The sequence below is a fragment of the Sphingobacterium sp. HMA12 genome (genome assembly GCF_002933815.1).
Lineage (GTDB): Bacteria > Bacteroidota > Bacteroidia > Sphingobacteriales > Sphingobacteriaceae > Sphingobacterium.
On the sequence record NZ_BEYR01000007.1, the window covers coordinates 184,838 to 208,412 of the forward strand.

Below are 23,575 nucleotides of genomic sequence, written 5' to 3' on the forward strand. Positions count from 1 at the left end.
AAAATAAAAAATAAAGGGATGAAAATTAGACACTATATTGGAATGATCCTGACTTTGTTTGCGGTCTTCCAGAGTTGTAAAAAAGACGAAACACAAGCAAGATTGGCTAGCGGCGACGCTGTAAAACCGGCGACATTGAACCTCGATAAAACCACGGTGACCTTATCAAAAGAGAATGCTAGTGATACTGTGTTACACTTTACACTGGTACAGCCTGACTTTGGCTTTCAAGCTGCTGTGACCAATGTGTTGCAGATCGGTTTGAAAGGGGATAATTTTAAAACTGTAAAGGAAGTGGTGATCCCCAATGGCCGAACAAGCCTGGGGTTTACGGGCAATGAACTGAATAGCTATCTATTGGCATTAGGTGTACCCACCGGCGAAGCATCGGATTTTGATGTACGCTTAAAGTCCAGTATCAGTAGTAAGATCGCACCGGTATTCTCTCCGCTCATCAACTTAAAGGCGAGCCCTTATGCATCGACTAGCTATTTGTATGTACCGGGAGCCTATCAAGGCTGGGATCCGGTCACAGCGGAATCGCTCGTGTCGCCGACAAGCAATGGGATATATACGGGGATTATTTATTTTCCGGAAGCGAATTCCGAGTTTAAGCTGACCACTGAACGTAATTGGGCAAATTCCTATGGACAAACAGCAGCGGGTAAAATCGCCTACAACAGTGGCGATAACATCAAAGCGCCTCGGGCTGGAAGCCTCGAAATTGAAGTCAATACAACGGCGAATACCATTACCTTCAAAGATCATAGCTGGGGTGCCATCGGTAGTGCCACACCAAAAGGCTGGGATGCAGATACCGATATGAGATACGATAATGCCAACCAAGTATGGAAGCTCTCCGTCAGCTTAACCGCTGGCGCGATCAAGTTCCGTAAGAATCATGACTGGGGAACCAACTTTGGCGGTGCAAATGGAAATCTTGTCGCTGGCGGTTCCGATATAGCGGTAGCGAACGCGGGAACCTATGATATTGTCCTCGACCTCAATGCGAATACGTACACTTTAATGAAGAAATAAATGTCGACTATACTGAAAAAGACACGCATGCTTGCCACAGGAATCGTGGCACTAACAACCCTTGGATGGAGCCCCTTAAAGGGGCAATCCATTCAACGGGTAGAACCCTTAAACTGGTGGGTAGGAATGGAAAGTCCGATCTTGCAGCTTGTAGTTTATGGGCCTCAGATTGGGAAAAGTGAGGTGCAGGTTGACGACAAAGGAGTTGAACTCATTCGGGTAAACCGGGTGGAAAATCCAAACTATCTGTTTTTGGATCTAAAGATTTCTCCTTCGGCTAAACCGGGTTGGTCTACCTTTACCTTCAACCAGGGAAAGAAAAAATGGACTTATCGTTATGAACTAAAACAGCGTAACCAAGGAGTCAAAGCGCAAGGGGTGACCAGCAAGGATCTGATCTACCTGATTATGCCTGACCGTTTTGCAAATGGCAATAAGGCAAATGATCAGGTGAAGGGAATGCTCGATATGAGTTTAAACAGGGATTCCATGTATTTACGACATGGAGGAGACTTGGAGGGGGTGATCGGTAAACTGGATTATCTTCAGGATCTGGGAGTAACTTCGGTCTGGATGACTCCTGTGCTGACCAATGATATGCCATTAGCGTCCTATCACGGTTATGCGAATACGGAGACCTATCATATCGATCCACGTTTTGGAAGCAATGAAATCTATGTTCAGCTGGGTGAGCAGCTGCATAAACGTCAGATGAAATTAATTTTTGATGTCGTACCCAATCATATCGGCAGTTATCACTGGACAGTGAAAGATAAACCGATGGCTGACTGGCTCAACGAATGGCCGAGCTATACACAGACATCGTACAAAGACCAGACGGTTTTTGATCCCTATGCCTCCGCGGCAGATAAAGAGAAAATGGTTAAAGGCTGGTTTGTTCCTACCATGCCGGATATGAATCAGCAAAATCCCTATGTGCAGAACTATTTGACGCAAAGTCATATCTGGTGGATCGAAACGGCCGGAATAGATGGATTTCGTATAGATACTTATCCTTACAATGATCTTGATTTTATGGCCCAATGGACAGATCGTATTCAACGGGAGTATCCCCAGTTTACTTTTTTTGGCGAAACCTGGGTGCATGGTGTTGCCAATCAGGCTTATTTTCTGGGGGGCAAACATGTTGGCCAGGAGCTGGACTCCAAATTGATGGGGGTGACGGACTTCCAGTTGAACTATGCCATTGGCGACGCTCTTAACCAAAAGACGGAATGGACGGAAGGTGCGAATAAACTGTACTCGACCTTGGCATCGGATTATCAATATCCACAACCGGAACGGAATGTACTTTTTCTGGATAACCATGATAAAGACCGGTTCTTTTCAGTAATCGGGGAAAATATCCAGAAATACAAATCCGCAATGGCTTGGCTGTTGACGACCAGGGGTATTCCACAATTGTACTATGGCGCAGAGATTCTAATGAAGAATTTTTCCAATCCAGATGGTCTGTTGCGTGAAGACTTTCAGGGCGGTTTTGCCGGAGACAAAAACGATAAGTTTACCGCCTCAGGTAGAACGAAAGCTGAACAGGATATGTGGTCTTTTGTACGTACCCTAGCCAACTACCGCAAACAGCATGCTGTGCTACAGTCGGGTAAAACCATGCAGTATGTACCTGAAGATGGTGTGTATGTTTATTTCCGTTATAATGAGCAGCAGACGGTGATGGTTGTCATGAACTGCAACGATCAGGAAAAGGTAGTAAAGCTTGATCGCTTTGGCGAAAGGAATGCAAAAGCCACAGCTTATATGGACGTTATTAGCCAGCAACTGCTGAAACCAATGGACAATCAAATCAAATTGGGGGCTTATGAGACGAAAGTTCTTGACCTTAAATTTTAACACAACGCGATATTTTAAATTTCATTTTTTTCAATGATTAATTATACTACTGTAAAAGCCGTAATATTTGATTTGGACGGTGTGCTGGTGGATACAGCGATCTACCATTTTCAAGCCTGGAGTAGGTTGGCTGCGCAATTGGGCTATTCCTTTTCTTTGGACGACAATGAGCAGCTAAAGGGGGTGAGCCGGGTTGAATCGCTTGAACTTATTCTGAAGTGGGCAGGACTGGAGAAATCCGAGCAGGAGAAAGCACAATTGTTGCAGCAGAAAAATCAATGGTATCTTGAGCTGATCGAACAGCTTAGTCCTGCGCAGCTCCTGCCCGGAAGCCTGGCATTGCTGCAGCGGCTTCGCGAAAAGGATATCCTGATTGCACTTGGATCAGCCAGCAAGAATGCCTTGAGCATCCTTCAGAAAACAGAGATCGTGGGTTATTTTGATGCATTGATCGATGGGAATGCCGTACAGGCTTCCAAACCAGATCCGGAGGTGTTTCTAAAAGGGTCAGAGGCATTGACCATACAACCGCGATACTGTCTGGTACTGGAAGATGCGCAAGCGGGAATAGATGCCGCAAAAGCAGCTCAAATGCGCGTGATCGGTGTTGGAAAACCTGAGAACCTCACCGGGGCGGATGCGCTGGTGGAAGATCTCAGTGAACTGGTAGATAGATTTTAATTGAGTAGAGCAATCAACGTATGAAGACATATATCAAACATGATCCTTGGCAGATTATTGAAGATCAGTTTAGACCCGATCACAATGAGTTTTCGGAAAGTATTTTTGCCATCGGCAATGGCCGCATGGGGCAAAGATCAAATTTTGAAGAGTATTTTAGCGGAAAAAGCTTACAGGGTTCTTATCTTGCAGGAATCTATTATCCGGATAAAACCCGTGTAGGCTGGTGGAAAAACGGTTACCCGGAGTATTTTGCGAAAGTAATCAATTCCTTCAATTGGATCGGTCTGGATATTCGGATCAACGGCCAGCGACTGGACTTGGCGAAGGCCAAGATATGCTCATTTGAACGTAGGCTTGATATGCAGCACGGTGTGTTGCGGCGTAGTTTTGTCGTTCAGCTACCTGACGGCGCCGAGGTTAAAGTGGAAGCAATCCGCATGTACCATCTTTTTGCTTCTGAAACAGCCTCGCTGCAATATCATGTTGAGGCACTGACAGCAGATCTGGATATCGAACTGACCTCCATATTGGATGCGGAGGTCGTCAATAGAGATAGTAACTACGATGAAAAGTTTTGGGAGTCTTTGGCACAGGGACAACAGGGGGATAACTTATTTGTTTCATCGCGAACGAAAAAGACGGGCTTTGAGGTCTGTGCCGAACTCGAAACGCTTGTTACAGGGGCGGGTGGAGTTATTGAAACGGAGCAGACCATTGTGGAAAATGGCTATATGGCCCAACGTTATCGTGCGACAGTGGCAAGATCACAAACTCTCTGCATTGAAAAAAGAGTGGCGATTGTAACTTCCGAAAACCATGTTGCGGAAAAATTGAAGATGGTCGCTACCGAACGGCTGACTGAATTACGGGCATTTGATTTTGACCAGCTGAGGGAAAAGCAGTCCAAAGCCTGGAAGGCAATATGGGATGAAAGTGATATTGAAATTTTGGGGGATATAGCCGCACAGCAAGCCATCCGCTACAACATCTTCCAGCTCAATCAAACATATACGGGGGAGGATGCCCGACTAAATATCGGCCCAAAAGGTTTCACCGGCGAAAAATATGGCGGAGTGACGTATTGGGATACCGAAGCCTATTGTATTCCATTTTATCTGGCAACACAATCACCTGAAATTGCACGAAATTTACTTTTGTACCGCTATCATCAGCTGGATAAGGCGATAGAAAATGCAACAAAATTGGGCTTCGGAAACGGTGCGGCCCTCTTTCCGATGGTGACGATCAATGGAGAAGAATGTCACAACGAATGGGAGATTACTTTTGAAGAAATTCACCGTAATGGTGCCATTGCTTTTGCCATATACAATTACGTACGTTATACGGGAGACACCGATTATATCTGGTCGCATGGATTGGATGTATTAATTGCGATCAGCAGGTTCTGGGCACAACGTGTCAATTGGAGTGCGGATAAACAGCAATATGTGATGCTGGGCGTAACCGGACCTAACGAATATGAGAATAATGTCAATAATAATTGGTATACCAACCGAATTGCCTCTTGGTGTATGGAATATACTTTAGACTGTCTTCGAAATGCTGAAAGATCCCAACCGGAAATTTTTACAACACTAGTAGATAGGTTGAAATTAACTGCCGAAGAAAAAAATCATTGGCAGTATATTATCGACAAGCTCTATTTTCCTTACGACGATAAGCGGAAGATCTTTTTGCAGCAGGATGGCTTCCTGGATAAAGAATTGATCCCTGTGCGGGAACTTGATCCGTCGCAAAGGCCCATTAACCAAAAATGGAGCTGGGACCGTATTTTGCGATCCTGCTATATCAAACAGGCTGATGTGCTCCAGGGTTTTTACTTTTTGGAAGAACATTTTGATGAGGATACTTTGGAACGTCATTTTGATTTCTATGAACCCTTGACTGTACATGAAAGCTCACTTTCTCCTTGTGTTCATGCGATTCTCGCCGCAAAACTGGGTAAGACCGCCAAAGCATATGAGTTTTATCTGCGCACATCACGTTTGGATTTGGATGATTATAATAACGATACCGAAGATGGCCTGCATATTACCTCGATGGCCGGTACATGGATGACCATCGTAGAAGGCTTTGCAGGGATGCGCGTAAAAGATGGACAACTTTATTTAAATCCCATGTTGCCGCTCGAATGGGAGGGTTATAAGTTCCGCATCCTATTTCGTGGCGCGACGCTGCTGATTGCGGTACACGCCGATTACTATACGATCGAAAATATCAGTGATACAGCAGTCCATATCCAGACGGTAACCGAAGCGTTCGTACTGGATGGTCAGGGCAGAAAAAAGGTGTCGCAAGTCAGATAAATCCATGATTTCAACAGCGTGGGATCTCATCCCACACTGCTGAAAAATGAGGATTAAATGGTAATTAAATAGTATTTTGTCTTAAATTTTTGATAGCCTATTATGGGAAAGAAACCTGAATTAAGTATAAGCCAGGTCGTTAACATGAGTTTTGGGTTTTTAGGGATACAAATGGGCTTTGCTCTACAGAATGGCAATGCTTCACGTATTCTTCAAACATTTGGTGCCGATGTGGAGCACCTGTCTTTATTTTGGCTGGCAGCTCCGATAACAGGTATGATCGTTCAGCCCATTATCGGCCACTATAGTGACCGGACATGGACGCGTTTGGGGCGTCGTCGCCCATATATTTTAGTGGGGGCCCTGCTTACTACATTGACACTATTCCTCATGCCTAATGCAGCCCTGTTTACAGCTTTGCTGCCCCCACTTTGGATCGGTGCGGGGCTGTTGATGTTTATGGATGCATCCATCAATGTGACTATGGAGCCTTTTAGGGCACTTATAGGAGATAATCTGCCTAGCGTGCAACGTAGTCTTGGTTTTTCGGTGCAAACCTTTCTCATTGGTGTAGGAGCTGTTGTGGGGTCTTTATTGCCTTATATGCTGACCAATTACTTGAATGTTACTGGCACTGCGGAACCAGGACATGTGCCTGCGAATGTCATTTATTCCTTTTATACCGGTGGGCTGGTGTTAATGCTTTCGGTGTTGTGGTCGGTGATCAAAACAAAAGAATACAGTCCGTCGAAACTGAAATCATTTACCGAAGAAACTGTCGAGAGCGTAGAAAATAGCACTGCTTTTGGATTAGGTACGATTGTAAAGGATATTAAGGCTATGCCGGGGGTAATGAAGAAATTAGGCTGGGTACAGTTTTTTTCCTGGTTTGCATTATTTATGATGTGGGTGTATACTACGCCGGCTATCGCCGAATCCGTGTTTTATCTAAAGGCTGGAAGCCGTCAGGATCTTTATATGGAAGCCGCCAATTGGGTAGGCGTGCTGTTTGGAATTTACAATGGGGTTTCGGCTCTGTATGCCCTGTTTATCCCCAGGATTGCCAGGCGGTATGGGCGCAGTAAAACACATGCTTTTGGACTGATCGTGGGTGGCCTTTCGCTGATCTCACTGTTTCTGATCAAAGATGCCACGTTGCTTATCTTACCGATGCTGGGTATTGGAATCGCCTGGGGAAGCATATTGGCCATGCCCTACGCCATTTTGAGCGACCATTTACCGCCGACAAAAATGGGGGTGTATATGGGCCTCTTTAATTTTTTCATTACATTGCCGCAGATTGTATGTGGATTTTTTGGCGGAATGATTATTAAATTCATCTTCCAGAGCCAATCGATCTATGGCTTATTGCTGGCAGGTATATTCATGTTTCTGGCCGCATTTTTTGTCCCCAAAAACAAGCAATAAAGTTGAAGGACTGCGTGTGATATATACGGGACACACGCAGTCTTGGTTCGATTTTCCAATAGTTATCATGGCTCCGCACCCCGGAATATCGCCTAGCCTATTTCTTATTGGAATACTTAACTGTTTTCAGTCATGTAAACGCTGGGTGGCATCCCATAATGTTTATGGAAATCCCTTGAAAAATTCGATTGTACGGTATAGCCGACCATGGTCGAAATCTGGGTAATGTTATATTCTCTTTGGACCAATAATTCGGCCGCTTTTCTTAAACGAGATATATTGATCAGCTCGTTGGGCGTGAGATCAGATAAACCCTTAATTTTGCGGTATAAGGTCGGGCGGCTCATATTCATTAACCGCGCCAATTCGTCGACATTGAGATCAATGTCTGATATATTGTCGTAGATCACGGTGTTGAGCTGGCTTATAAAATCCTTGTCGGGGGCCGATACATTAATATCCGTTAGATTCGAGATGGAAGAGTTTGTAAAATAATTTTTGATGATCTTACGGTTGTTAAGAATGTTTCGTATCTGCACGGTCAGGAATTCCAGTGAAAAAGGTTTTTCGATATAAGCATCAGCACCAATTTTCAGGCCGTTAATTTTAGAATCAAGTGCATTTTTGGCTGTGAGGAAGATGACCGGAATATGGCTGTACAGGATGTCACTTTTGATACGCTTGCATAAAGCGATGCCATCCATAATGGGCATCATGATATCTGTCAAGACGAGCTGTACATTGTCCTGGTCTAATATTTCAAGTGCTTCGGCGCCATTGCCCGCACGCAAAATGGCGTAATCAGTTTTTAGCTCTTTGTTGAGATAAGCCAGTATTTCTTTATTGTCTTCGACAATGAGGATTACGGGTTTTTCAGCATCTTCATCTGCTTTCACATTTAATTTGCTCTCGTTATGATCCGCTGTTTCTTCGAGGAGAGGTTTGATGTCAAGCGACTGTTCCTGAAGGATGGGGAGGGAGAGCAGGAAGATATTTCGATTCTCTTCGGTATAGGCTAAGGACAAAGATCCCCGATGAAGTTCGACCAGGGAGCGAGAGAGGGGGAGACCTATGCCTGTCCCGGTATCTTTGTTTGATTCGTTTAGCCGATAAAAAGGTTCGAAAATCTTTTCTCTCTTTTCGAAAGGAATAATATCGCCGTCATTTCGAAATTCGATATTGAACATAATATCGTCACTATTGAAGGGAAGCAATTTGACGTGGACTTGATGGGCGGCATATTTTACGGCATTATGGATTAAGTTGGTAAATACTTTGCGCAAAGCTTCTTCATCGACTTGGGCCGTGAGTGTAATTCGGGGCAGGGAAAGATCATATTGCAACATCTTTTCCTTTGCTAGGGTGTTCAGGTCATTGAATACGTCAAGTAACAAGCTGTTAATATCCGTTTTTGTAAAAATAAGGCTCATATTATTTGTTTCTGCTTTTCTAAAGTCCAGAAGCTGATTGGTTAGCCTAATCAGCCTCGTTGTGTTTTTTTCGATCAGGGCAAGATCAGTTACCGTGTCGTTATCCTCAAATTGATGTGTGCGGATGAGTTTCTCCAGCGGCATCTTAATTAGCGTCAATGGTGTGCGGATCTCGTGCGCAAGGTTGGTGAAAAATTCGAGTTTAAGATTGTAAACTTCCTGCTCCTTTTTACGTTCATAGTTATCCATCTTCTGTGCATTATTTGCTTTGATCAGTAAAAAATAATACCGCAAGATCAACAAAACAATCGTACTAATGGTCAAAAAATAAAGGCCATAAGCCCATATTGATGACCACCAAGGGGGCGAAACGACAATACGAAGTTCTTTTTCCGTCGGGTTCCAGATTCCATTGTTGTTCGCGCCCTTAAATTTAAAGGTATAGCTTCCCGGAGGAAGCTTATTGTAATAGATTTTCTGACTACCGGTGATATCTGTCCAGCCTTTGTCATAACCTTCCATAATATAGCGATAGGGATTGCTTTTTGGGGAAACAAAGCTCAAGGCTGCGATATTGAAACTGATATTGGAACTGTCGTAGGTCAGGCGGATCTCTTTTGATAGGGTAATGGATTGTTTCAGTATGCCATTTTCACCAACCGGTATGCTTACATTGTTGATCTGAATACCACTAATAAAGATAGGTGGAATAAAGCTATTCTTAATGGATTTTGTCGGATTGAAGCTGACCATTCCTTTGATGGTACCGAAATATAAGGTGCCGTCGCTGTCTTTAAAAGCTGAATTATAGTTAAACTGATCTGCGGGAAGCCCGTCTCTCGATGTATAGATGATCCTACGGGGGACACCCTCATCCAGTCTGACCAATCCACCACCTGTTGAAATCCATATGCTGTTATTGTCGTCTTCCAAAACTTTAAATACCTGATTGGAAGGTAAACCCGATTCGGTCAGATAGTTGGTGAAATGCCCGTCACGGCGGTATTTTGAAAGGCCGCTTTCGGTGCAAAACCACAGGTTTTTTTTGCTGTCTTCAAATAAGCCATTGACGTAATTATTGACGAGCGTATTTTGTTTACCTTGCTCAGAAAGTAAATGTTGCATCTCTCCCGAACTTCGGTTGTACTGATAGACTCCGCTGCCATAAGTATTGACCCAAAGTATACCATATTCATCTTCATAGATACCCTGTATCCATGCTGTAATGGGGAGGAGGTCAAAACTGTCGCTATTTTTGTTGTAGACGTATAATGCGCGGTCTGTCCCGACAAACATGCTCTGGTCTCTGGACTTATAGATACAAACGGCAAACCTGCTTTGTAAGGTGCCTCTGCCGATACGGTCATAATGCTTTTTTAATTTTCCGGTCTTTACGTCGATTATATCAAGTCCATGTGTTGTGGAGCCTACCCAGAGATCGTCGCCGATCGTTGCCAGTCCATGAACATTGTTATGTGCGATGCTCCCTCTTTTTCCATTGGCAACAAAATGCTGAATCTGTTGTGTTTGTGCATCTATTTTGTTTAGCCCGCCATCTTCTGTACCTATCCAAAAATTTCCATAGTTATCTTTCTTTATATCGTGTACAATATTCCCTGATAGGGCCGATTTTCCAAATCCGGATAAGTACTTTTTGAAATTGTCGAATTGACTGCTGTATTGATTAAAGCCGCCAAAAAATGTTCCAAACCAGATGTTATCCTCACGGTCCCGATAGAAATTCAAAACCGCATTGTCAGATATGGCAAATGGATTGAGCAGATCTTTTTTGATGTGTTGGCTCTGACCGGTATGAATGTCATAAGTATATATTCCGGTTTCCGTTCCGATCCAGTATACCGACTCTGTCTGTTGAATAATGCAATTTGCCTGGATGACTTTGTTGGGATAATAGTTTGCAAATAGATTTTTTAACGTTCCATTTTTAAAGTCAAATAGGTAGGCTGAATTGATCGTGCCGACCATGAGCAGGGAATCGTTGATGGCGTAGACGGTCTTGGTATTGGCCAGTGCTTTACGATCTTTTTCTTTGAGCGCAATTTGAACAAATTTGCCTGTGTTGACTTGATACCGTTCTATCGTACTGTTATTGTCCGTAGTCCAGAGGCCGCCTTTGTTGCTGCTCGTAATGGCCACCAATGGGTTTTTGTTTTGATCGAAGGAAACGATCTCTGCCGTGTAAGGATTATAACGATAAAGTTGCCCATTGGAAAGCAACCAAATAAAGCCGGCGTATTCATGGAGTGCATTTACCTCACCAATTGGTATTCGATTGAATGGTTTGAAGTTTTCTTTAATTGGATCGTAACAATAGGTGCCCCATGTCGTTCCCACCCAGAGTACACCTTTGCTATCGGTAAGGATACTTAGAATGGATGAACTCCCGATACTTGAGGGATCTGAAGCATTGTGCCTAAATATCTTAAATTGATTGCCGTCAAAACGATTGAGACCATTTCTTGTTCCTAGCCATAGAAAGCCCTGCGTATCTTGTGTAATGCACTTAACAGAACTATTGGAGAGGCCGTCATGGGGTTGATAATTTTTAAAATAGAGCGATTGCGCCCGTAGGGTAGTCCATACGAGTAGTAGATATAGGATAGGTATAAAGGTTATTCTGCGCAAAATTTATAATATCTATCTAAAAATAGGCAATAAAAAAGAAAAAAAGAGATTTACTGATACGCTATGATATAAAATTGAGACGCTATGATTGGTCTGACAACAATGATTTGGCGATTTTTATGGTACAATAATAACCAAAGATAAACGTATGCCTTGCCCTAAAATTATGACAACAAATTGTTGTATTCCTATTTTTCAGCGAGTTACTTATTCATCTATTGCGCTTATACAAGCAGCATCAGGGGACTGGTTTTTCACGACGGTTTTCAGATCCCAGAAAAGGGATTTGTAGATAGACCCAGCGAGAGCCATGCGAAGATAAACATAGATAGCAGTCTGTTGCTGGACTGGAAGATATTGAAATCACTTAACATTGTTTGGGCGAGAAATTGCTCAGAAATACAGAATCAATTAAACCAATCAATTTAAACGCGTATGAAAAACAAACTACTTGCGCAATGTATCATGGTACCGACCTTTATGCTTGTTACCCTTGTAGCGATGGCCCAAACCCGGGTCTTGAAGGGAAAGGTTGTGGATGAGACCCAAAGTCCATTGACCGGTGCCACGATCAAAGTTAAAGGAACAGCCACTGCAACAACGACAGATCCCGAGGGTTCCTTTTCGTTAAATATTTCCAATGATGCCAAATTCCTTGAGGTATCGTACATTGGTTATGCAATGAAAGAGGTTCCCATCGCGGGAAATGACATGACGATCGCACTTGAACCGAGTACTGATCAAGGACTGGAAGAGGTGGTTGTTATTGGGTATGGTACCGCCAGAAAAAAGGATCTGACCGGCTCTATGGTGACCATTGGAGCAAAAAATTTCAATAAGGGTATTATGACAAGCCCCGATCAATTGATACAAGGAAAGACACCTGGCGTAATGGTTATAAACAACACTGGGCAACCGGGAGGGTCGACAACTGTGCGCATCCGTGGTAACTCATCTATTCGGGCGAGCAACAACCCTCTATTTGTTCTGGATGGTGTACCAATGTCCGGTAATTCCCCATTGCCAGAAGGCAGAGGCGGATTCTCTTCCGATCGTGGCAATCCATTAACCTATTTGAACCCGGGTGATATTGCGAGTATGGATATCTTGAAAGATGCCTCCGCTACAGCAATCTATGGATCGCGTGGAGCAAATGGGGTCGTCATAATTACCACGAAGAAGGGAAAAGTAGGCTCGCCAGAAGTTTCTGTCGGGGCATCTGCAGGCGTATCCACGATGCGTGAATATCCAGATGTACTGAATGCGGCACGATTTAGAGAGGCTTTAAAGTATTACACGCCATCAGAGGCCGCTGATTCCGATTTTGGTGGCAATGAAGATGCTTTTAAAGCAATTACAAGAAAAGCCATTACACAGAATTATTATGCTGATGTGGCCGGCGGTACTGAATATGGAAAATATCGCCTATCTGGTGGTTATCTAAATCAAAATGGTATTATTCGCGGTTCACAATTGAAAAAATATACCGCTAATTTTACAGGCAACTTCCGTTTCTTGGAGAACAAGCGATTGGGCCTTGATTTTGCCGTATTCTTGACGCAAATGGATAATAAATATGCGCCGATCAATGCTACAGTAGGCTCAGAAGGAAACGTGATCTCACAAGCTCTACAGTGGAATCCAACCCGTCCTTTACGTGATGAGCAAGGCAATTTGACTTTTGTCAGTTCGACAACACGAAATCCGCTAACCAGTATTGAAGCATTTCGTGATTTGGCAACAACCAATACCATGGTGGTTAACTTAGCACCATATTATAAAATTACCGATGACCTGGAGTATCGCTTTATCTACAGTGCAATGCGACAAACAGGAAATCGTGAAGGGATGTATCGAGCTGGACTTATTGATCCGTCAGCGGTGAATAATGAACAAGCATTTATTTCGAATAATGGGGAGACCAATTTGCAGATGACCCATATGCTTTCGTACAACAAACAAATTAACGAAGATTGGAATGTAAATGCGGTGGCGGGGTATGAATACCTAGATTACAATTTCAATAATAATATCGCCTTTGGAGGTGGATTTCGATATATGGGATTGGATTATTTCGATTATCTCCAATATTCATCGGTTTCAACCCGTGAAGTCGCATCGTACAGAAGCCCTACAAATCAATTGCAATCCCTTTTCCTCCGTGGCGGGTTTAATTATTTGGATCGTTATCTCTTTACAGCAACTGTTCGTAGAGATGGATCAACCAAATTTGGTTCTAACAACAAATATGCGGTATTTCCATCCTTAGCAGTAGCTTGGAATGTGGCGCAAGAAGACTTCTTGAAATCAAGCGGAATTTTTGATCAGTTGAAACTAAGATTAGGTTGGGGAAAAACAGGTAACCAAGAGTTCCCCTCAGGTGCCTCTTTGAATAGATTGGTCTTTGGAAACCAAAGTGTTAGTCAGGCTAACTACGGAAACCCAGACCTCAAATGGGAAACCTCAACGACAATTAATGCGGGTATTGATTTTGGTATATTCGGCAACCGTTTGTATGGTTCTATTGATTATTTCAATAAAAAGACAACGGATGCACTATTTGAACAAACACTCGCTCAGCCAGCACCTGCAGGTCGTATTTGGGTGAATTTGGATGGTGAAATCGTCAATAAAGGGGTGGAAATTGCCTTGACAGGCACCATTGTCAAAAATGACAATTGGACTTGGGATTTGACCGGTAATGCAACCTTCCTTAAAAACAGTGTAAGTGGGCTCGTAGGTTATTATGAAACGGGTGCATTAAGAGGACAAGGATTTTCTGGGGTATTAGGGCAACGAATGGTAAATGGACAACCTTTGAATGTTTGGTACCTCGCTGATTACCAGGGAATAGATCCGCAGACGGGCATGAGCATGTATCGTGGCCAAGATGGAAGTATCAGTACAACGAATGATCCAGCAATTAATAAATTCTATACGCATAGCCCAAATCCAACGACTTTGTTAGGTATTTCGACTAACTTGAATTATAAACAATTTTCATTGGCGGCTAATATGAATGGGGCATTTGGACATTATTTATTTAACAACACCGCTGCGACAACCTTAGGGTTAAGTAATTTGTCTTCTAGAAATATTGGATCTGCCTTTTTTGATACTTCCGTGAAAGAATCTACATCCAATTCGGCAGCGCCATCGACTCGTTTTCTGGAAAAAGGAAACTACTTAAAAATGGCTAACCTGACTTTAAGCTATAAGGTAGGGGACGTTGGAAAAACACTCAAGAATCTTAATGTATCGCTAACTGGACAGAACCTTTTTATTATAACTAAATACACAGGTTTCGATCCTGAAGTAAATACAGATGGAGCAACAAATGGTATTCCTTCGTTGGGCATCGAATATTTGCCGTATCCTCCAGCGAGAAATATACTATTGGGTGTTAATTTCTCACTATAGACGATAAGTAGATATCATTGGATAATAAAATATGAGACAGATGAAATTAAGAACTTTATTATATATCGGAGTAATAGGCTCAGTTGTGGCGAGTACCTATTCCTGTACTAAACTGAAAGAGGAGTTTAAGGGAGAATTGGAAGAAGGAACGTCAAATGTTGATCCGGGCAGCCTTTTGGTTACCGCGTATAACTCGTTGAACACACCTTATCAACAGGAGCAACGCTGGGTGATGCAAGAAATATCCACGGATGCTGCTATGGCACCTACACGGGGTGGTGACTGGGACGATAACGGAATGCATCGGGCGATTCACCTGCATACTTGGAATGCAGATAATGGCTATATGAACAATACCTTTGTGAGTTTGGGAACTGCAATTTATAATGCATCTAACGTTTTACAGTACAAGCCCAATGCGCAGCAAGCTGCAGAAGCCCGATTTATTCGTGCACTAACCATGTTTGATATGCTGGATCTATATGGTGTGGTGCCTATGCGTGAAGGAGAATCTTTTGATGATTTTAGGATAGCACCAGAAGTATTACAACCGCAAGCAGCTATTGATTATATGGTCAAAGAGCTCAATGAAATATTAAATAGTTTGCCAGCAAATGGTCCAAAAGCAGCTTATGTCGCTAATCGGAACGCTGCAAAGACTTTGCTGATGAAAATCTACTTGAATAAAGGCGCATTTTTGAATAGGCAAACACCTGCTTTTGCTGCTGATGACATGAATAAAGTAATTACTTTAGCCAAAGAAATTGCTGCAAGCGGAGCTTATAGCGTATCTGCGAAAGGGAAATATTTTGACAATTTTGCCCCGGATAACGATGAAAAGTCAACAGAGAATATTTACACTTTATTCAACAAAAATGGCGAAAGAGGTGGAAATGTGGATCGGACCTGGAATACCATTGCCCATTATAATATGAATCCGGGAGGCTGGAATGGTTGGTGTACACTATCAGATTACTACGATAAATTCAGTGCTGCTGATGAACGCAGAGGAATTTACTACGAGTACGCTGCGGATACCACCTCAAACAAAACAAAAAAATTCGAACGTCAGAATGTGGGTTTCTTTGCTGGACAACAATACAATTGGAGTACAAATAAACCATTAATGGCCCGAAACCCTTCAACAGCGCCACTGTCTTTTACACGGGAGGTAACAATTCGTACTTCTGGAGCAACTTTAGAGACTGCGGGTATTCGACCTATGAAATATGCTTTCGATTACGCTGTTACTGGACAGCGTAATAATGACTGGGTGGTTTTTCGTTATTCGGATGTGTTATTGATGCAGGCTGAAGCGATTTTAAGAGGGGGCACCGGGACAGCTGGTGAGGCACTGGATTTGGTCAATGGTATTCGGAAAAATCGTGGTGTGGCTAATTTTACGGCCCTGACACTGGACAACCTGTTGGATGAACGCGCTCGCGAATTGTACTGGGAAGGTTGGCGTAGACAAGATTTAATTCGATTTGGTAAGTTTTTACTGGCTTGGCAAGAAAAGGCTGCAGATCCGGACCCAAAAACTTTGTTATACCCTATTCCGAGTCAACAGATAGCAGTTAACCCCAACCTGAAGCAAAATCCAGGTTATTAACAAAGAATCGCTCAAGCTATAGCAAAAAATGCAGCTTGACTGATTTTATATCGAAGGTATTTAGATTTTAGGAATTTCCCCCTATCATCTAAATACCTTTTTTCTTTAGATAGACAGATGAATGGCTCACCATGGTCTGGTTCGGTATTCCGTCGGGTTATCGTTAGGGCTCCGTCGGGACATAGTCGCCTCCGCTTCGTTATGAGAACGACATGAGTCCGTACTGAGTCCGTGATGAGTCCGAGTCAGACACGGACTCACGATTTAAGCAACAGGGTCTTATCCCGCACTTACCTGCGCTATGGGACGAAGAGGGGGTATAGCAGGTACGGAGCGGACTCGAATCAATGCCGAAAGACTGTAATACACGGACTCAGTTTGTCTAAGCTATCTATATGTATTGTAAAACAGTTTATATGTTTTATTATTACTTTTATTTGGGTAGAAAATTAATACTAAAAAAATATTTATTCAGCTTTATCAATAAATATGTTTAGGATATCTATATTTATTTTTTCTTCGGCATCTGAAATCATCAATACGATCTCAGATCATTGTGTAATTTGCCAAATTGAATGTGATCTTTTGAAGTTTTCTGGTCTTACCTCTTGAAGGAGAAAATATTATCTTGTTTTTTTGATAAAAAATAGTCACTTTAGTTGTAGATAACTAGCCAAAAAGGATTGGTGAGTTGATGGATGAAACTTAAGAAACCATCAAGGGCCAAGTTTCCGATACAATGATTGTATGAATATGATTGTAAGGAAGTAAGACTATCTAAATGTAGATTATGATTAATGAAATCCTACAGCGGGCACCTACGAACGAAAAAGAGTTTTTTTTAGCTTATCGTTATTGGTATAGGAAATTATATTATTTCTTATACCAGAAAACACAGTGTTCGGATCTTGCGGAGGATGTTGTCCAGCAAACATTCCTGATCGTTTGGGAACGTAAGAATGAATCAAATCAGCAGTTGCTATTTAGCACACAACTATTTCAGATTGCACGTACCAAATTGATAGATGAGCTCCGACGTCGAGCTCTGAACAGAAAGTATATCGATTTTGAGAAACCTTTTGTCTTGAGTCAGTATGAGGATATGGAGCGCAGGATCGCTTACAAAGATGAGCTAGAGTATGTAAAGGGACTGATCGCTCAAATGCCCTTTATGCGCCAGCAGGTCTTTTATCTGCATAAATTTGAAGAGTTGAGCTACAAAGAAATTGCCGTCAAATTGTCCATTTCGCCTAAGACCGTGGAGAACCACATCAGCATCGGTCTAAAATTCATTAAAAAATTTTTCAGATTGCTTTAGGGGATACGATAGCCTTTGTTCGTATTACAGTTAAATACCTGTTCACAACTGGGCAGTAACTGTTATGAATCGTAAGCAATTATTAAATAAATTCCTGGCAAATCAATGTTCAGCGGAGGAGGCTAAGCTTGTATTCTCCTGGCTCAACGAGAATCCGAAACTATTGGATGACCTAATCTCGGAGGAGGATTGGATGTCTTATATTTCCCGGGAAAAAAACAATAAACAAGGGGGGGATTTTTTGTTAAAGACCCTGCTTATAGTTCTTGTGTTTGGACTACTGTTTGTTTGCTCAAACCTGCTTCAGCTTCCGGGTGGTCAGCAGGCCCAACTGACATCAGGAAGCGTGATCAAAGCACTTTATTATAATCCATCCCTGAGGACAAAAGAAGTAATTACAGCCGATGAATCCCACCTTTTTCTTGAACCCGGCGCACTTGTACAGGTTCAGATCAAAGCAGATATGGATCTCAGACAAGTTAAGGTATTGGAAGGAAAGGTCCGATTTGACGTTGCAAAGGATCCTTCTAAACCTTTTGTTGTACAAAGCAATCAATTGTTGACAACTGCATTGGGGACCCAATTTACAGTTGACTATAACAGCAGGTCAGCACAGGTTATTGTCCAATTGTTTGAAGGAAAGGTACGCGTGGCCTCTACGGATCATGGCGTTGCTAAGATTCTAAATCCCGGGCAGCAGATTTATTTTACGCCGTCTTCACCTTTGATCCGCTCTAATTTCGGTCAACAACGCTATGCTAACGATAAGAAACCTGCTCCAGAGCCAGCAATCGTTGTCGCGAAAATGAGTACATATACCTATCCGTCAACGATACATCAATCGACGAACTGGTTGCAAATGGACGAGACCTCCCTCTCAGAGATCATTCAATATATCAATCATGAACTTGACATGCCTGTATCCTATGATTCATTGCTGGTCAGGAACTATCGTTTAAAAGGTCGTTTTCGGAAAAATACAGCCATGGATATGCAGGATAAAACACTATTGGCCGAATCCATCTTGCAATTGATTGTTGAAGTGAACCCCTTTAAGTTGGAAAAACAACAGCATACATATATACTCAAACCTAAAAAATAGAATTATGGTAGAACTCAACTTAACCAAGAAACCATTTTTTGTTTTGCTTCTGCTTACATTGATGTCTTTTCAATGTCTGGCTGGAACGATTAATGGTGTCGTCAAGAACGCTGCGGGTCAGCGCCTGGCTGGAGTCAGCATTGTCCTGAAAAATGCAGGAAGCAATTTTTCGACAAGCGGTTCCAGTGCAGCTGACGGAAGTTTTCGATTTGCGGAAGTCCCGAATGCTAAAGGCTATGAATTGACTTTTTCCTATATTGGTTATCAGACTTATGTAGAAAAAAATGTACAGGTATCTGCCTCGGGAGCGACGACCTTATCCATTATTTTGGAAGATCAGGTCAATCAATTGGAGGATGTGGTGGTGATCGGATATGGTAAACAGAAAAAAAGTGATCTGACCGGTGCCATCGCTTCGCTGTCTAGTAATGAACTAACAAAAGGTGGGGCTGTGAGTAATGTCGGACAGGCGCTGCAAGGTAAAGCATCGGGGGTGGTGGTGACACAAAATTCCAAAGCTCCGGGAGGAAGTACATCAATACGGATCCGTGGTACCAATTCCATTAGTGGCAGCAATGATCCCCTATATGTCATCGATGGATTTCCAACAAATAACGGGATAAACATTAATCCGGAAGATATTGCTTCCATGGACATTCTCAAAGATGCATCTGCAACAGCAATCTACGGATCTAGGGGAGCCAACGGTGTTATTATTATTACAACGAAACGTGGCAAAACTGATCAAAATAACATCACTTACAGTGGTTACGTGGGGACACAAAACCCGATCAATCCCTTCACTTTCTTGGATGGTAAGCAGTATATGAACCTTGCAAATGCACTGTATAAGGAAATTGAAGGACAGGAAAATCAGGAATATGCGGTGTACACCAAATCGCAGCTCGAATCCGATGTCAATACCGATTGGGTTAAAGAGACCATGCGCAACAGCGTTCTGCAAAATCACAATTTACAGTTCTCGGGCGGTGGCGAGAAGACAAAGGTATTGACAAGCTTAGGATACTTTGATCAAAAAGGTGTTCTGAAGACAACCGATTTTAATCGGATATCTGGTCGTATCAACGTGGACCAAAAAGTAAATGACTTTATCCGAACAGGCGCAACCATATCTGCTCAACGTGAAAAATCCAATATGCAGCTTTATGATGGCAATATCCTGAATTCGAACGTACTGTACAGCATATTGACCTATGATCCTACGGTGCCGGTTTATAATGCGGATGGCAGCTTTGGAAGACCTCCGGGCGGGCAGGGTGACAATCCTTTGGCCAACCTGATCTCTAGAATCAACGACGTACAAAGGGATAAGTTAAACGGTAATATCTTTGTTGAGGTCAATCCGATCAAGGAGTTGACTTTACGTATGAGTGCCGGAACGGAGATCACTCATGACCAGTTGGGTAGTTATCTGACTAGAGATTCTTATCAAGGTGGTATTGATGACGGTGTCGCCAGTCAGGCAGATTACAACGAAACACATAATCTGATTGATTTTTATGCGACTTATGCTAAGGTGTTTAATGAAAAGCATAGTCTGAATGTGATGGGGGGATATTCCTATGAGAAATATGTGCGTAACAACAAGGGCATAAACGTTAAAGGTTTTTCGACAGACTTATTGGAATACAATAATCTGGGAATGGCCTCAAGTATTACTGGGGTCAACTCTGCGAAATCAGAGAACCTTGTGATCTCTTTTTTTGGTCGCGTGAATTACACCTATGATGATAAATACCTGTTGACGGCAACCTTACGTCGGGACGGTTCTTCCCGTTTTAGTCCGAATCATCGTTGGGGAACTTTTCCTTCCGCAGCATTTGCGTGGAAAATAAACAACGAGGATTTTATGCAGGAACAACAGTTGTTTTCGGACCTAAAATTCAGATTGGGTTATGGACAGACCGGAAACGATAGGGTGGCCGATTATGCTTCCTATGGATTGATGGATAATGGGCATTATACTTTTGATGGTATCAACAATGCCGGTGGTGTAAAACAAAATCCGACTTATCCTGAAAATGACAAACTGAAATGGGAGTCGACTACCCAGTATAATGCCGGGATTGATTTTTCATTCTTTAAAAATAGATTGGCATTTACCTTGGATGCCTATTACAAAAAAACAAATGACTTGCTAATTAGGAGTATTTTACCTTACTATACGGGATATACTTCTGGGCAGCGTAACTTGGGTTCTATGAACAATAAAGGAATCGAGTTTTCCGTAACGAGCAAGAATATGGTGGGGGAATTTACCTGGGAAACAAAATTAAATCTTGCCATGAACCGCAATAAAGTATCCAGTCTTGGCGGTGAGCCTGAACAGCTATTGACATCTTCAAAACCGATGGGAAATGTCTCGGAAGAAGCGTATTCTGTAATCCGTGTGGGCGAATCGTTGGGTTCTTTGTTCGGTTATAAATATCTAGGTGTTATCCAGCAGGGAGAAAACTATGCACCTCAGCCCAATTCAAAACCTGGAGATCCGAAATTTGCCGATGTCAATGGGGATGGTACGATCAACTCGGCCGACCGCACAATTATCGGGCGAGGCTATCCTAAATTGAATTTCGGTATGACCAATTCATTTACCTATAAACAGTTTGATTTGACGGCTTTTGTCTATGGAAATATCGGCAATGATCTGCTTAATATGACGCGTATGAACATCGAATGGAAGCGTGGTATCGAAGCATTAAATCGCTGGACGCCGACCAATACCAATACAGATATTCCACGAAATGGATTCTACTACATGAACTATGGCGGCTATATTAACGATCACTTTATTGAAAATGCTTCTTTCTTACGTCTACGGAATTTGACATTGGGTTATACAATTCCATTGAAAACTAAGGCGATTCAATCGATACGTATGTATGGTATGGCGGAAAATTTGTTTACCATCAGCAATTACTCGGGCTGGGATCCAGAAGTAGATACGAAAGGATATGAAAATGATGCCTTGGTCAAAAATAGAGCTGGAAACAACCAAAGTGCCAATGCCGGGGTGGGACTGGATTTTAATTCCTATCCGTCCATGCGTTCATTCACTTTTGGCGTAAGTGCCACATTTTAACAGGTAATACCTTAATTTTAAATGACATGAAGACCATTAAAAGTAATTTTAAATATATACTAGGGCTAGCCGGACTAGCGTCTATTCTTACCGGAACTTTGCAAAGCTGTACCAAGCTTGAACCAAAATTGTACAGCGATCTAACCACCAAAAATGCCTATTCGACAGAAAGTGATATTAATGCGGCTTTGACTGGTATATACACCAGTTTATCGCCTTATCCCGGTGATGCTTATCTCTATTATGCAGGATATCTGGTGATGATTACAGATTATGCGACTGACATCGGATTTTCGACTGCCGCCGGAGATCCCACTCGGATGAGCAATTTTACGTACGATGACAATAACCGATATTTTAAGTTCAACTACCAGAATATGTATCAGGTCATCAGTAATGCCAATATGCTGATCGACCGTATTGAAAATGTAACGATTCCGGAGGATCGTAAGAAGGAGATTATTGCACAGGCTCGATTTCTGAGAGCATTATCTTATATGGATCTAACGGATGCGTGGGGGCCAGTACCGCTAATTACAACCGTAAAAAATCCTACGGAAAGCTATAATGAACCTTTGGCTACAGTGGAAAAAATCGACATGCAGATCGCGGAAGATTGTCAATATGCGATAGATAACCTTCCTGAACTATGGGCGGCTGATATAGGGCGTGCGACAAAAGGAGCTGCGCTTACCTTGATGGGTAAGATGTATATGCGTTCTCATAGCTATGAAAAGGCAAAGATCTACATTGATCAGGTACTGGAATTACGGGAAAAAGGGATATATAAATTAAATCCTGACTTCAAGAAAGAGTGGTCTGACGAAAATAAAATGGATATGGGCTTGATCTTTGGTGTCTTACATGAACCTACTTTAAATGGCGGGGAGATTACAAACCATTTTGGACCAACCGATAATCGGGAGGTACCTGACCGTTGGCAATATTATGGTGTTTCGCTCGATTTTTGGCGGAAATATAGTGATTTAGATCCCCGTAAGCAGTTCTTTTATTACAATTATGAAGGCAAGGCAGCAAGAGACAAGAATACTAAGCATGGATTCTTTTATATGTTACCTGCCAAAGGACAAACGACTCCGCCTAGCGATACGGTTAAATTTTTGCAAAATGTCGCTACGAAAAAATATTCTTACGGCATGATCAATAATTCCTATCTCGATGGACGGACCATTCAGGTATTTCGTTTAGCGGATGTTATTCTGTGCAAAGCAGAAATCGAAAATGCCCTGAACGGGCCTGCCGCGGCACTACCTTACATTAACGAAATACGTGAGCGGGCTGGTGCGCCAGCATATGGGGAGCATCCTAATTTTCCAGTTCCGGCAAGCAAGGAAAGCATGATTGATGCATTGGTCGATGAACGCGGTTTTGAGCTGGTCTTTGAATATAAAAGGCGCCAAGATCTGATTCGATTGGGCCGATATGAAAAGGTGAGTAATGCTTATCTTAAGGGCCGTGGACTAAAAGAGAATGTGACCGAAGCGATGCGGTATTTTCCTTATCCGTTGGAAGAAGCCCGTTTGCATCATGAAATGACGACGGCAAATCCATCACGACTGCCTAAATAATAATAAAAG

General features: G+C 42.5%; 12 protein-coding genes. 11 read left to right on the plus strand and 1 reads right to left on the minus strand.

Going from position 1 to position 23,575, the window contains the following annotated elements; translation table 11 throughout:
• The first annotated feature begins 18 nt into the window (after window positions 1–18).
• The 5 genes from HMAT_RS24780 (at window position 19) to HMAT_RS24800 (ending at window position 7,346) form a co-directional block, all read left to right on the plus strand.
• Window positions 19–1,038, plus strand: a complete 1,020-nt coding sequence (locus HMAT_RS24780) for a SusE domain-containing protein (RefSeq protein ID WP_158656133.1) — start codon at window positions 19–21, stop codon at window positions 1,036–1,038.
• On the plus strand, window positions 1,039–2,907 hold the full coding sequence (locus tag HMAT_RS24785; protein ID WP_199768759.1) for a glycoside hydrolase family 13 protein: 1,869 nt from the start codon (window positions 1,039–1,041) through the stop codon (window positions 2,905–2,907). It abuts the gene before it with no gap.
• Window positions 2,908–2,940: 33 nt separating this feature from the next.
• A complete protein-coding gene (pgmB, locus tag HMAT_RS24790) occupies window positions 2,941–3,588 on the plus strand; it encodes a beta-phosphoglucomutase (protein ID WP_104385519.1) in 648 nt (215 codons plus the stop codon).
• 20 nt (window positions 3,589–3,608) lie between these two features.
• The gene (locus tag HMAT_RS24795) at window positions 3,609–5,918 is read left to right on the plus strand and encodes a family 65 glycosyl hydrolase domain-containing protein (RefSeq protein WP_104385520.1); all 2,310 of its coding nucleotides are present in this window, start codon (window positions 3,609–3,611) and stop codon (window positions 5,916–5,918) included.
• Between the two features lie 102 nt (window positions 5,919–6,020).
• Window positions 6,021–7,346: an MFS transporter gene (locus HMAT_RS24800; protein WP_104385521.1), complete on the plus strand. Its 1,326-nt coding sequence runs from the start codon at window positions 6,021–6,023 to the stop codon at window positions 7,344–7,346.
• Window positions 7,347–7,462: 116 nt separating this feature from the next.
• Here the strand turns inward: HMAT_RS24800 and HMAT_RS24805 are convergent, their stop codons facing one another.
• Window positions 7,463–11,422: a two-component regulator propeller domain-containing protein gene (locus HMAT_RS24805; RefSeq protein ID WP_233789581.1), complete on the minus strand. Its 3,960-nt coding sequence runs from the start codon at window positions 11,420–11,422 to the stop codon at window positions 7,463–7,465.
• 435 nt (window positions 11,423–11,857) lie between these two features.
• Here HMAT_RS24805 and HMAT_RS24810 point away from each other — a divergent pair, with 435 nt between their 5' ends.
• From HMAT_RS24810 to HMAT_RS24835, 6 genes are all read left to right on the plus strand, one after another.
• Window positions 11,858–14,842 (plus strand): SusC/RagA family TonB-linked outer membrane protein, encoded by a 2,985-nt coding sequence (locus tag HMAT_RS24810; protein ID WP_104385522.1) that lies wholly within the window; start codon window positions 11,858–11,860, stop codon window positions 14,840–14,842.
• A 40-nt stretch (window positions 14,843–14,882) separates the two neighbouring features.
• Window positions 14,883–16,454 carry a RagB/SusD family nutrient uptake outer membrane protein gene (locus HMAT_RS24815; protein ID WP_104385523.1) on the plus strand — a complete coding sequence of 524 codons (1,572 nt, stop codon included), beginning with the start codon at window positions 14,883–14,885 and terminating at the stop codon, window positions 16,452–16,454.
• Window positions 16,455–17,244: 790 nt separating this feature from the next.
• Complete coding sequence (locus tag HMAT_RS24820; RefSeq protein WP_104385524.1) at window positions 17,245–17,772, plus strand: RNA polymerase sigma factor; 528 nt, start codon at window positions 17,245–17,247, stop codon at window positions 17,770–17,772.
• A gap of 64 nt (window positions 17,773–17,836) precedes the next feature.
• Window positions 17,837–18,874, plus strand: a complete 1,038-nt coding sequence (locus HMAT_RS24825) for a FecR family protein (RefSeq protein ID WP_104385525.1) — start codon at window positions 17,837–17,839, stop codon at window positions 18,872–18,874.
• A 4-nt stretch (window positions 18,875–18,878) separates the two neighbouring features.
• Entirely contained in the window at window positions 18,879–21,977 is a 3,099-nt protein-coding gene (locus HMAT_RS24830) for a TonB-dependent receptor (protein WP_104385526.1), read from the plus strand.
• A gap of 26 nt (window positions 21,978–22,003) precedes the next feature.
• On the plus strand, window positions 22,004–23,566 hold the full coding sequence (locus tag HMAT_RS24835) for a RagB/SusD family nutrient uptake outer membrane protein (protein WP_199768760.1): 1,563 nt from the start codon (window positions 22,004–22,006) through the stop codon (window positions 23,564–23,566).
• Window positions 23,567–23,575: the final 9 nt, after the last annotated feature.